Source organism: Oleiphilus sp. HI0061 (assembly GCF_001635675.1).
This window is the reverse complement of record NZ_LWFE01001101.1, coordinates 1-12,239: the sequence shown is the minus strand read 5'-3', so window position 1 is coordinate 12,239 and position 12,239 is coordinate 1. Positions and strand designations below refer to the sequence as shown.

12 protein-coding genes and 1 pseudogene are annotated in these 12,239 nt (G+C 45.1%); all 13 read left to right on the top strand.

The window, feature by feature from the left end:
* The coding region (gene gcvT / locus A3735_RS15910; RefSeq protein WP_068638262.1) for a glycine cleavage system aminomethyltransferase GcvT at nt 1-709 on the top strand (709 nt) is incomplete at its 5' end.
* A 105-nt stretch (nt 710-814) separates the two neighbouring features.
* On the top strand, nt 815-1,213 hold the full coding sequence (gcvH, locus tag A3735_RS15905; RefSeq protein ID WP_068508150.1) for a glycine cleavage system protein GcvH: 399 nt from the start codon (nt 815-817) through the stop codon (nt 1,211-1,213).
* 169 nt (nt 1,214-1,382) lie between these two features.
* Nucleotides 1,383-2,753, top strand: a complete 1,371-nt coding sequence (gcvPA, locus tag A3735_RS15900; protein WP_068508148.1) for an aminomethyl-transferring glycine dehydrogenase subunit GcvPA — start codon at nt 1,383-1,385, stop codon at nt 2,751-2,753.
* Complete coding sequence (gene gcvPB / locus A3735_RS15895) at nt 2,753-4,225, top strand: aminomethyl-transferring glycine dehydrogenase subunit GcvPB (RefSeq protein WP_068508146.1); 1,473 nt, start codon at nt 2,753-2,755, stop codon at nt 4,223-4,225. Before gcvPA ends, gcvPB begins: the two co-directional genes overlap by 1 nt.
* 508 nt (nt 4,226-4,733) lie before the next feature.
* Nucleotides 4,734-6,092, top strand: coding sequence for an HD-GYP domain-containing protein (locus tag A3735_RS15890; protein ID WP_068508144.1), 1,359 nt, complete (start codon nt 4,734-4,736; stop codon nt 6,090-6,092).
* A 120-nt stretch (nt 6,093-6,212) separates the two neighbouring features.
* Nucleotides 6,213-6,566, top strand: coding sequence for a hypothetical protein (locus A3735_RS15885; protein ID WP_068566782.1), 354 nt, complete (start codon nt 6,213-6,215; stop codon nt 6,564-6,566).
* Between the two features lie 95 nt (nt 6,567-6,661).
* Complete coding sequence (locus tag A3735_RS15880; RefSeq protein ID WP_156499714.1) at nt 6,662-8,986, top strand: type I secretion system permease/ATPase; 2,325 nt, start codon at nt 6,662-6,664, stop codon at nt 8,984-8,986.
* Nucleotides 8,983-10,392, top strand: coding sequence for an HlyD family type I secretion periplasmic adaptor subunit (locus A3735_RS15875; protein WP_082880383.1), 1,410 nt, complete (start codon nt 8,983-8,985; stop codon nt 10,390-10,392). Before A3735_RS15880 ends, A3735_RS15875 begins: the two co-directional genes overlap by 4 nt.
* A gap of 73 nt (nt 10,393-10,465) precedes the next feature.
* Nucleotides 10,466-10,777, top strand: coding sequence for a hypothetical protein (locus A3735_RS15870; RefSeq protein ID WP_068508142.1), 312 nt, complete (start codon nt 10,466-10,468; stop codon nt 10,775-10,777).
* Between the two features lie 5 nt (nt 10,778-10,782).
* Complete coding sequence (locus A3735_RS15865) at nt 10,783-11,073, top strand: DNA-binding transcriptional regulator (RefSeq protein WP_068508141.1); 291 nt, start codon at nt 10,783-10,785, stop codon at nt 11,071-11,073.
* 217 nt (nt 11,074-11,290) lie between these two features.
* Nucleotides 11,291-11,545 (top strand): hypothetical protein, encoded by a 255-nt coding sequence (locus A3735_RS15860; protein ID WP_068508138.1) that lies wholly within the window; start codon nt 11,291-11,293, stop codon nt 11,543-11,545.
* Nucleotides 11,546-11,625: 80 nt separating this feature from the next.
* Nucleotides 11,626-11,925: a hypothetical protein gene (locus A3735_RS15855; protein ID WP_068508136.1), complete on the top strand. Its 300-nt coding sequence runs from the start codon at nt 11,626-11,628 to the stop codon at nt 11,923-11,925.
* A gap of 8 nt (nt 11,926-11,933) precedes the next feature.
* A pseudogene (locus tag A3735_RS15850) lies at nt 11,934-12,239 on the top strand (hypothetical protein); the annotation flags it as partial.

The following is a 12,239-nucleotide window of genomic DNA, read 5'->3' as shown; positions in this document are numbered from 1 at the left end:
GAACAAGCAGGCTGAAAAATTTGATGTGGAATTGATTGAGCGCCCCGAGTTAGCCATGGTGGCCATTCAAGGCCCCGAAGCTATACAGAACATTAAGCAGGCTTCTCCTGATAATGCCGAGCTTATCGATAGTTTAAAAGTGTTCCAAGGCTTGGAAGCTGGCGATTGGATGTTCTGTCGCACCGGCTATACCGGTGAAGACGGTTTGGAAGTCATGGTGCCAAGCGATGCTGTTGCTGACTTTTGGAAAGCTTTGGTTGAAGCGGGTGTTAAACCATGTGGCCTGGGTGCCCGAGACACACTGCGTCTTGAGGCAGGTATGAACCTATATGGCTCCGATATGGATGAGTCTGTAACGCCGCTTCAGTCTGCTATGGGCTGGACAGTATCTTTCTCAGAAGACAGGGACTTCATTGGGAAAGCAGCGCTACTTGCGCAGAAAGAGCAGGGCGTATCGAGCAAATTGGTAGGCTTGGTGCTTGAGCAACGCGGTGTATTACGTGGCCATCAGAAAGTAATTGTTGAAGGTGTTGGCGAAGGTGAAATTACTAGCGGTAGCTTTTCACCTACACTTGGCTACTCGGTTGCCTTGGCGCGAGTACCTGCTGCGACGGGAGATAGTTGTGCTGTCGATATGCGTGGAAAGCAGGTGCCCGTTAGAGTGGTGCGCCCGCCTTTTGTTCGTAATGGTAAAAAAGTATTCGAGTAAAAAGCTCGTGCTTGTTGCTTAAATGTAGCAGGAACTTGCCAGAATAAATTTATTCACTATTTTAGTATTTGATTTAATTGTTATTTAGTTTGAGGATTGCAAAACATGAGTCTTATCCCTGGAGAATTGAAGTATCTATCTAGCCATGAGTGGGTTCGTCTGGAAGAAGATGGCGAAACCGTTACTATAGGTATTACTGATCATGCACAGGACCTACTGGGCGACGTGGTATTTGTTGAATTACCTGAAGTTGATGCAGTCATTGAAGCAGGTGAAGAAGCCGGTGTTGTCGAGTCAGTTAAAGCAGCATCTGATATCTTTTCTCCTGTTGGTGGAACGGTTCTAGAAACCAATGAAGGCTTGGAAGATTCGCCTGAAACGGTTAACAGCGATCCTTATGATGATGGCTGGTTCTTCAAATTGAAGATCTCTGATCCTCAAGAGCTTGAAGGCTTATTGTCTGCTGACGAATACAAAGAAATTTGTGAAGCAGAAGAGCACTAAGAAACTTAGTGTTTCAGCTGGTAACTGATAGCATTTGCCAGCTAATTATTTCAGACCTTTGTGATACTTGTTTAGATCGTGCAATTTCGGTGAAGCAAGTCGGCAAAGGTTTTTATTTTTTAAGTTCCTGAGTGAATGCTTTGGGAACTCGCTGCAAAGAGGGTGTGTAATGCCTTTTATTCCTCATACGGAACACGATATCCAGAAGATGTTGGATGTTATTGGTGTCGACAAAGTCGATGACCTGTTTGATGAAATTCCAGCTCACTTACGAGCCAAACCACTGAATGGTGTGCCTGAAGGTTTAGGCGAAATGGAAATGATGCGGCTAATGAGCGAGCGTGCTCAATTAGACGAAGGTGCGCTATGTTTTATTGGTGCCGGTGCCTACGAACATCATATTCCTGCTGCTGTGTGGGATGTGACGATGCGTGGTGAGTTCCTGACTGCCTATACACCTTACCAGGCAGAGGCAAGCCAAGGGACTTTGCAGCTAATCTATGAATACCAAAGCATGATGTGCCAGCTTACGGCGATGGATATGTCTAATGCTTCCTTGTATGACGGAGCATCGGGCCTAGCTGAAGCCGTGTTGATGGCGATTCGTGCCAACAGAAAGTCCAAGAGCAAAAAGGCTCTGATCGCAGGTACCGTACATCCTCTATACCAGCAAGTGGTTGATGACATTGTTAGCAACCAGGGAATTTCCATTGATGTATTGCCAATGGACGATAAAGCGCTTGCCGTTGATAGTGCAGCGTTAGAAAGCTTTGCTGGCCAAGACTATGCCGCTTTGATAATTCCTCAGCCAAACTTCTTTGGCTCGTTGGAAGATGTGAATGCTTTAACCAACTGGGGCCAGGCAAATGGCATGTTGGTTATTGGCGTCGTTAATCCGACAGCTTTAGCGCTATTAACGCCTCCTGGTGAATGGGGAGATAAGGGTGCCGATATCGCCGTGGGTGAAGGTCAGCCATTGGGTATTCCTATGGCATCGGGTGGCCCGTATTTTGGCTTTATCTGTTGTAAAGAAAAGCTGGTTCGCCAAATGCCAGGACGTATTATTGGTCGTACTGTCGATCTGGAAGGTAAAGAAGGTTTTACCCTGACCTTACAGGCACGCGAGCAGCATATTCGCCGTTCTAAAGCGACTTCCAATATATGTACCAACCAAGGCTTGGCGGTTACAGCAGCAACGATTTATATGTCTTTGATGGGCTACAAGGGCCTTTCTCAGGTAGCGATGGCTTGTCATCAAAATACTCAAAAATTGCGCGCTAAGCTTGAAGCAATTGACGGAGTGTCAGTGCTGAATGGCGAAGCCTTCTTCCATGAACTGGTTGTACAGGTCGATAACGATGCTGATGCAGTACTTGAAAGCATGGCTGAGCAGGGCGTGTTAGCGGGCTATGGTCTTGAGCAACACTTTGATGCTTTGAAGAACTGTATTCTAGTGTGTGTGACTGAAGTGAAAAATGATGCCGACCTGGACTTATTCGCTAACGCGTTAAGCCGGGCGCTAGCAGGAGGAGAAGCCTAATGTTGATTTTTGAAAACGGTAGTCAGGGCAGAACAGCTTCGGCGCAATTACCTCCTAAAGCCGATAGCCAGGCGACCACGATTCCTCAGGAATTGCTACGTCAAAAGCCGGCGCTTATGCCAGAGGTATCTGAATTACAAACTGTGAGACACTTTACTAACTTGTCTCGCAAGAATTTCTCGATAGATACTCAGTTCTATCCCTTGGGCTCTTGTACGATGAAGTACAACCCAAAAGGTGCGCAGCGTGCAGCGAGTTTGCCGGGTTTTATATCTCGTCACCCTTTAGCGCCTGAGTCGCATAGCCAAGGTTACTTGTCATGTGTCTATGAGCTTCAGGAAGTACTTAAAGAAGTGACGGGTATGGCGGGTGTATCACTAAGCCCTATGGCCGGTGCACAAGGTGAATTCGCCGGTGTTGCGATGATCAAAGCCTATCACGAAGCACGTGAAGATTTTGGAAGAACTGAAATTATCGTTCCAGAAGCAGCTCATGGGACAAACCCTGCTACAGCGGTAATGTGTGGTTATAAGGTAAAAGAGATCCCTGTAAAGTCAGGCGGTGATGTTGACCTGGAAGCGCTTAAAGAAGCAGTTGGCCCACAAACAGCCGGGATCATGATGACTAACCCTTCGACCTGCGGCGTGTTCGAAAGACAGATCGAAGAGATTGCCAAGACGGTTCATGACGCGGGCGGTTTGCTTTATTACGATGGTGCGAACCTGAACGCGATCTTGGGTAAAGTACGCCCGGGCGATATGGGTTTTGACGTGCTGCATATGAACTTGCACAAGACCTTTGCAACACCTCACGGTGGCGGTGGACCAGGTTCTGGCCCAGTTGCTGTAGGTGAGCGTTTACTACCATACCTGCCTACGCCAATGGCGGGTTGTCAGGCGCAAGCAGACGGCGTTAAGAATTATCATTGGGTGACCCAAGCAGATAATGTAGATTCCATCGGTCGCCTAAGTACCTTCATGGGTAATGCCGGGATTATTCTTCGAGCCTACATTTACGCAGTACTACTTGGCCGAGAAGGCTTGCATCGAGTTGGTGAGTTTTCAACCTTGAGTGCAAACTACATGGCTAAGTTGATGGCTGATGCCGGTTTTGAATTGGCCTATCCTGAGCGTCGAGCCACGCATGAGTTTATTGTGACGATGAACAAACAAGCGAAAGGTCTGGGTGTCACGGCGATGGACTTTGCCAAGCGTTTACTCGATTACGGCTACCATGCTCCGACCACTTACTTCCCCTTGTTGGTACCAGAGTGTTTGCTGATTGAACCAACCGAGACAGAGTCTATTGACGAGCTAGAAGGCTTTGTTAAGGCGATGGCAGCGATTCAGAAGGAAGCGGAAGACACACCAGAAACAGTAAAAGGTGCGCCTTATACGCAACCTGTTCGTCGTCTGGATGATGTTAAAGCTGCACGAGAACTTGATGTAGCCTACTCAGCGCCAGCAGAGTAAAAATGTTCCAAAAGGGTGCGCTATGGTGCACCCTTATCCTGCCCTAAAAATTTCTAAACTATTTCAAACGTACGCCTTGGCAATATCCGTTTTAGCATCTATCTTACTATTTCAACATGGATGAGAGTTGTCGCAGGGTATTAGCTAATACGACTTACCTGACAGACAATATTTCTAGCTCTATGTTCTTGATATACAGTTGTTAGCTGTTTTTAGGGCATAATCTTTCGATTTCTCTATAGTCTATATATCCGTTTCCAGAATTAAAATTAGGTTTGTATGCTCTTCGCTACGCAAAACGAAGACCTGTATTTAGTGCTGTGTTGTATGAGTATTAATCAATTTGGCCTGTTTTGACCTAAAATGATCTAAATAATACTAATAGAATTTGAAAAAATTATATTTTTCAAATGCTTAAAGTTTAAAAATGTGATAAATATATATTTATCTTTTGGCTGTAGATACACCTGCCAAGCGGGTGGCACGACTTGAATGGAGCGTTATTAATATGGACCAGTATTCAGAGCGGAACCCTTATGCTGATCACTTGGTAGAAATTAATAAATATAACCCGGTTTTAACGACGCAAGACATATGTAATAACCGTGGGGCAACAGTTGTACCCAAAGGAACCTACCTCACTGAAGACGTTGCCAATAAGATTGCGCGCTTTCAGCTGGAACTTCCCATAGAACTGCAAGTTAGCTTGGCGAGTACCGTATCACCTAGTGAATTGTTTGACTCGATTCGTAAGGCACAGAATAAGGTCTTGAAGGGCTTGGATCGCATGGATTTAACCAAGGAACTGGTTCGACAGTGTGGTTTAATCAGTGCTTATCCACTGCTATCTCAAAAGCTGACAGTTTTTGCAGATCGCTTATCGCCCCGTTTTAATTCAACTCAAAGTGCTACCGGTTTTGCAATACTCATTGCGCTTGAGCTTGGACTCAATGATGAAGATATGGAAGTTGTCTTCACCGCAACACAAATGCATGATGCAGGCTTCTTGAATATTGACCCTGATATTGCTGCCATTTTTGACAAGCTTCCCGATAGCGAAAAGCGACAAATGTATGTGCAGCAGTTGTCTTTGGGGGGCGAGTTTCTTGAAAATATACCTAATCTGTCCGAGCGGGTAGGGCGTGCAGTCAAAGAGCATAAAGAACGTAAAGACGGTTCAGGCTGGCCGCAAGGCATTATCGGAGATAAGCATAGTCTCGATGCTCAGGTTGTTGGTCTTGCTGTTATGCTTGATGAAGCCTATCGAAAAAAATTGCGTCCGAGAGGTTATGGGCCTTCTCAGTTAATTCCTTTAATTCAGGCTGAATCAGAGGCGGTTGATCGTGATATATGTCATGCTGTCGTCGAGATGCTGCGTAAGAATGCCCAGGGCCTTGCTCAAGTTATCCCCATAGAGTTTATGCCCAAACTATCGCGTTACTTGGTGGTGCAGCAGCGTTTTATGGTGCATTGGTTGGAACTTGCAAAGCAATGTGCTGTAGGGATGCGAGAGGTGCAAAGTATTGCACAGACAGAGCGTTCCATGTTGATCATCAAAGGCCTGGAGGAACTCTACCGTAATTCAGGTTTATGGGATTCAGAGGTTCGGCGTTGGCTCAGTGAGGCGGCCGATTGCTTGGAGGTTGAGCATAATGCTAGAGAGTGTGAAGAGCTTGAGGTTGTCGCGCTACTGCTAGAAACTGTGCTGGATAAGTTGAAGGCTTTGCAATGGTCTATGCGAGATGCGGCCAAAAAAGTAGGTAGCGACTGGATCAACCGCTGCGATGACCTCGCCAGCTTATTGTATTCGATCCCCAAAGATCACTTCGAAGCCTTTGAAACCTACTCATGTTTTGCTGAAGAGTAGGCGGAATATTGCGACATAGGCTAATCGTTGCTACGCTTAAAGGCACAATAACAACGTTTAGTCTTATCGATAATGAAAATAACTAAAAAGAACCTAATCCGCAGCGCCTGGCTTGGCGCCATGGTCATCATAACTATTGCCTTAACGCCGGTTTACCTCAAAAACGGTGGCTTTTACTTCGATGATCAGGGCCTTAGAGTTGAGGATGTCAGCTTCCGGACATCCAGTCGCCTGAAGTTTCGCACTTACAATGACTCTTCTCGTAAAGGCGATGTCGTACTCTGGTTTCGTTATAAGCAAAAGAACGAATGCCTCTGGATCTTTCAAATGTTCCCAGAAAGCCACGTCGACCTAAACGCCCAGTGCCCGGGCTTAAAAGATAAAGACTACATCATCAACTACGAATGGGCTGCGAGTAACCCTCGGCTAGCATCGAATGCTGTACGCCTGGGAATGGTTAAAGACTTCTTTTAAGATTTTTTGTTGGAAGGTTGTAGGTACAACTGTTTGGTGTTTTGTCTTTTTATTAATATGTGAAGAGATTGAATGCCGCCGATAAGGAAATCGTTGTGTCTAGTCATGCTTCAAATGAGGCTGGAAAGTCTTCATCCGTTGATACGGGCTTAGCTTGCCTGGTATCAATAGCACGTTATCACCAAGTCGCTGCAGATCCAGAGCAGATTCGTCATTACTTTGGTACTAATGAACCTTCATCCGAAGCTAAAAACTCGGCCTCTTGTCTGAATGATAAAGATATCGTTCGTGCTGCTAGACACCTAAAACTTAAAGCCTCACTAACAAAAGCAGACATCGCTAAGTTAGAAAAGATGGCCTTACCTGCGATAGGCCTGAGTAAAAATGGTGAGTACTTTATTCTTGCCAAAGTCGCAGATGAAAAGGTTCTTGTTCAAGTGCCTGGTTCTGAAAAACCACAAGTCTTCACTCTTAGTGAATTCGAAGATTATTGGAATGGCAGAATTATTCTAATTACTCGACGTTCACTCCTGCCAGGTATGAACGGTAAATTTGATATTTCCTGGTTTATCCCCGCTATTATCAAGTACAAAAAGATCTTGATGCAGGTCTTGGTTGCCTCCTTCTTTATTCAGTTATTTGCACTAATTACGCCGTTGTTCTTTCAGGTGATTATCGACAAAGTACTCGTCCATCAGGGCTTAACTACGCTCGATGTATTGTGCTTCGGTTTAATCGTCGTTTCCTTATTCGATGTGATTTTGAATGGCCTTCGAACCTACGTCTTCTCGCATACCACCAATCGGGTTGATGTGACCTTAGGGTCGCAGTTATATAACCATCTCTTGCGTCTACCCATATCATTCTTTAATGCACGGCAAGTGGGGAATACTGTAGCCAGAGTTCGAGAGTTGGATACCATTCGTGAGTTTATTACTGGCTCTGCTTTAACGCTGATTATCGATATCCTTTTTACCGTGATCTTTTTTGTGGTGATGTACTACTACAGCCCGCCCCTCACATGGATAGTGTTAGGTTCGATTCCCCTCTATGTGATTCTATCGGCGACAATCACGCCAGTTCTTAGAAACCGCCTAAACGAAAAGTTCAAACACGGAGCAGAGAACCAGGCTTTCTTGGTCGAGTCCATTTCAGGTGTTGAAACACTCAAGTCCATGGCAGTTGAGCCACAAATGCAACGTCGATGGGAAGAGCAACTAGCTGCTTATGTGTCGTCCTCTTTCAAGGCGATGAACTTAGGCAATATCGCCAGCCAAACGGCGGGCTTTATTAACAAGGCAGTTACAGTATTAATCCTTTGGGTGGGTGCAACACTGGTGATTGCAGGCTCCTTGAGTGTCGGGCAGTTGATCGCATTCAATATGCTCGCAGGCCGAGTCAGTGCACCGATTCTGAGGCTCGTTCAACTCTGGCAAGACTTCCAGCAAGCAGGCATTTCATTAGAGCGCTTGGGGGATATTCTTAATACGCCGGCAGAACCTGGTCATAACCCAAACAGAACAACGCTGCCTGACTTGAAAGGCAAGGTGTCACTAGAACATATTACCTTCCGCTATCAGCCAGATCGACCTGAAATACTCAAAGATTTAAGCTTGGAAGTTTCGCCCGGAGAAGTGATAGGCATTGTTGGTCGCTCAGGTTCAGGCAAAAGTACCTTAACCAAACTCGTGCAAAGGCTATATGTGCCCGAGTCAGGCAGAGTGCTGGTTGATGGTGTCGATGTCGCACAGGTTGACCCGGCATGGCTACGCAGACAGATAGGCGTGGTGCTTCAAGAAAACGTTCTATTTAACCGTTCAGTCAAAGACAATATCGCCTTGGCAGACCCAAGCATGAGCATGGATAGAGTGATCGAAGCCGCAACCTTAGCAGGTGCACATGAATTCATTCTACAACTTCCAGAAGGTTACGACACCGTGGTGGGCGAGCAAGGCGCTTCATTATCAGGAGGGCAAAAGCAACGTATCGCTATTGCCAGAGCGCTCATTACCAACCCCCGCATTCTGATCTTTGATGAAGCGACCAGTGCCTTGGATTATGAGTCTGAGCGTATCATTCAAGACAATATGCGCTCGATATGCAAAGACAGAACGGTATTTATTATCGCTCATCGTCTATCAACCGTTCGTGCAGCAGACAGAATTATCGTCATTGAAACCGGGCGAATTGTTGAAAGCGGAAGCCATGATGAATTGCTCGAGCTGAATGGCTACTATGCCAAGCTACATAGCCATCAAAGTCATATTCCTAGCATTCGCGAGGTCAAAAAAGACGAAGGTAAAACAGCTAAGCCCACGAATAAACTAGCGATGAATTTACCTAAGGCGAAGATAGTCTCCAAGCCGAAAACATCCACAGCTAATCAGATGGAAAGTGAAACAGATGGAGGTGTGGAATGAGCTCCTCAATTCAACTCCCTGTGGGTGATGTCTCTGAAGAAAAAACAAAGAAAGGGCTGTTTGCTTTCCTTCATAAAGATCAGTCAGTCTCGCATAAAGAACTGTACCAGTTCTTACCGGCTGCCATTGAAGTAGAACAAACCCCAGCCTCATCAGCAGGCAGAGCCATTATCTGGGCAATCGTAATACTATTCACCATTGCCTGTATCTGGGCTTACTTTGGTAAAATTGATATTGTTGCGGTTGCGCAAGGTAAAGTGATTCCAAGCGAACACATCAAACATATTCAGCCCTTAGAAGCCGGTAAGATTAAAGCGATTCACGTCAGAGAAGGGCAAAGCGTCAAACAAGGTGAGCCGCTCATAACGCTAGACAGCACTCAAACACAGGCTGATGTAGATCGTTTAGCGCATGAGATTGCCGAACTATCAATGAATATTGAAAGGCTATCGCACTTCGATCATTGGCTGAGTTTAGTTTTAAAGGGAGTAGGTTCGCAGGCTTTGGCCCCGTTAAAATCGACGAGCCACCAAAACCTTCTCGTACAACAGAAAACCGAACTTAACGCCAAGCTCTCATCCCTGGAAGTTGAAAGACAAAAGCTCCAAGCAGAACAACAAATGGTCGAAGCGGAAGCAACGAAAAAAGAAAGAGTCATACCCGTACTGGCCGAACGAGTCGATGCGCTCGAACAACTCCACCGAAAAGACTACGGCTCAAAGCTTCCATACCTAGAACTCAAGCAAGAGCTAATCGAACAAGAACAAGACTTGAAAGTACAACAAGCCCGATTCAAGCAACTGGATAGCTCAATACTTGCCATCGAAAAACAAACCCACTCATTACTGGCAGAACAGCAGTTAGCAACGCTCTCGCAAAAGCAAGAATTTGAACTGAGATTAGAAGGCCTAAAGCAAGAACTCGTCAAAGCAAAACAGAGAAACCAGCAACAAGCAATCGTTTCACCAATAGATGGTCAAGTGCAGCAATTAGCAGTCCATACTATTGGAGGCGTAGTCACACCCGCCCAAGCACTCTTGGTGATTGTACCGGACCAAAGCAAAATGGAAGTGGACGTGATGATTCTTAATAAAGACATCGGTTTTGTGCAAGAAGGGCAGAAAGCTGAAGTCAAAGTCGATACCTTTAACTTCACCAAGTACGGTTTGATTGATGCAGAGATTAAGAGCATTTCTGACGATGCGATACAAGATGAGAATTTGGGCTTGGTCTATAGTGCTCGTGTGGCCCTGGCCAAAGAGCAATTAGTGGTAGAAGGTAGAGAAGTGAAGCTGTCGCCTGGGATGTCGGTGACGGCTGAAGTGAAGACGGGGAAGAGGCGGTTGATTGAGTATTTCTTGTCGCCTTTGTTGAGGTATAAGCAGGAGAGTTTGGGAGAGAGGTAGTCGTTATAGGCATCTTATATTTTAATCTGTTTAATTTAATGTCAGAATACGTCAGTGGCGTATAGTTGTGTTTATGGTTATTATTGAAACAAGCGTATTTACCAAACTCATTAAGCAATTGATGCCTGATGAACAATATCGAGAGCTACAAGAAACGCTGGTTAATCGGCCTGACCTTGGTGACCTGATTAGAGGTTCTGGAGGTTTGCGTAAGATCCGTTGGAAGCTTAAGTCTGCAGGTAAAAGTGGTGGTGTGCGAGTTATTTACTATTGGGTGGTAAGCGATGAACAAATTCGTATGCTGTATGTTTATCCAAAGGGTAAACAAGAAAGCTTAACTTCAGATCAATTGGCGATATTAAAAACCATTGTAGAGAGGTGGTAAATGATATGAAAGATAATGACTTTAGTGAACTGCTGGCGAGCGTTCAGGAAATGGATGATATAGTTGAAGGTAAAGCGGGCACATCGCGTAACTTTAAATTTGAAGAGCCTGAAGTTAAGGCGATTCGTGAAAAAATTGGCTTATCTCAAACCCGTTTCGCAGGACTCATTGGTGTCAGTAAGCGTACATTAGAAAATTGGGAACAGGGGCGGCGTTATCCAACAGGTCCCGCGAGAGCTTTGCTTCGTTTGCTAGACAAAGACCCAGAATATGCTCTGCGCACTTTGAATGGGTAATTTTGAGAATTACTTAATAGGTTTGTTTATCTCTTTGTTGACCTGCATCTGCTATAACTAATTTCCCATAATGGTTGTACCTACAACTCCAGCTCGCAAGTAACTTTTTTATTCTATCGATCCTTTGAAGAAAAAGGTGTCACATTTAATTTTTAAATACAGAAAATAGATGTGAAGTCTTTTGATTCAGTCTGTATAGCAAACAAGGAGGTGAGCTATGCCGAGAGGAAAGCGCCTGATAGTGTCAAGCTGCCCTCATCATATTGTCCAGCGAGGACATGATAAGACGGCAGCGTTTTTGTGTGATGAAGATGACCAGCACTATTTGGAGGTCTTGATTGAAGCAAAGAATGATTTAGGAGTCGCAGTGGAGCGGTGTCAACTAACAGGCACAGGAAAGTTTGTAGATGAGATTGAAAGGCGTATGGGTCGAAGAGTCGAGAATAGAGGATCGGGTAGGCCTGGGAAGTAGGTCTGACAGCTTTTCAGACACAGATACCAGGAATTGATATAGGTACGTATAATGTCGTACAATTATTCTGTGAGGGGGCAATGAATAAGTTCAAGGACGTTAAAAAGCGGATCCTGCAATGTATATATGATGGAAATGTTTTGCATGAAGCCAGAAACAATATCGAGATTAAGAACTTGTTGGAAGTAGGTGATGTTTCGATCGAAGAGCTAGCAGAAATCATTAAGCATACTCGAGGAGACGACTACGAGGTCAGTCCGCATCATAAAGATCAAAGTATAAATGTGCACCTTATTAAGACTCGGTATCGGCGCCAGTCATGGTATATAAAGTGGTTTTTTATAGAACCAAATGCTGTGTTTATAAGTGTGCATCAATGAGGCCAGTTATGAAAATATTAAAAGAGGGTGATGTGGGAAAGGTTCTTTGTCATACCTGTGAGTCAGTACAAAATTCCACGTTTAAGTTGAGAGACGTCCCCTTTAGTGATGACAGTGGTAGTGTTAAGAACATATTGGCGGGTGTTTGTGATGCCTGCGATAGTGTTGCTGCGATTCCTCATCAATCTACTCCAGCTATTAAGAAGCAGTTAGATAAGCAGCGTAAATCAGTGGAAGGCCGAGTGCCCTCTCACTTAGTTGATGTCCTAAACTTGGCTAGCGATAGTCTCGGAGCTAGTGCTGATTTTATTCCT

Excerpts from the sequence above, each read along its gene's own strand:
- A3735_RS15885 (WP_068566782.1), top strand. The coding sequence starts at position 6,213 with ATGGTCATCATAACTATTGCCTTAACGCCGGTTTACCTCAAAAACGGT.
- A3735_RS15870 (WP_068508142.1), top strand. The coding sequence starts at position 10,466 with ATGGTTATTATTGAAACAAGCGTATTTACCAAACTCATTAAGCAATTG.
- A3735_RS15865 (WP_068508141.1), top strand. The coding sequence starts at position 10,783 with ATGAAAGATAATGACTTTAGTGAACTGCTGGCGAGCGTTCAGGAAATG.
- gcvH (WP_068508150.1), top strand. The coding sequence starts at position 815 with ATGAGTCTTATCCCTGGAGAATTGAAGTATCTATCTAGCCATGAGTGG.
- A3735_RS15855 (WP_068508136.1), top strand. The coding sequence starts at position 11,626 with ATGAATAAGTTCAAGGACGTTAAAAAGCGGATCCTGCAATGTATATAT.
- gcvPA (WP_068508148.1), top strand. The coding sequence starts at position 1,383 with ATGCCTTTTATTCCTCATACGGAACACGATATCCAGAAGATGTTGGAT.
- gcvPB (WP_068508146.1), top strand. The coding sequence starts at position 2,753 with ATGTTGATTTTTGAAAACGGTAGTCAGGGCAGAACAGCTTCGGCGCAA.
- A3735_RS15890 (WP_068508144.1), top strand. The coding sequence starts at position 4,734 with ATGGACCAGTATTCAGAGCGGAACCCTTATGCTGATCACTTGGTAGAA.
- A3735_RS15875 (WP_082880383.1), top strand. The coding sequence starts at position 8,983 with ATGAGCTCCTCAATTCAACTCCCTGTGGGTGATGTCTCTGAAGAAAAA.
- A3735_RS15860 (WP_068508138.1), top strand. The coding sequence starts at position 11,291 with ATGCCGAGAGGAAAGCGCCTGATAGTGTCAAGCTGCCCTCATCATATT.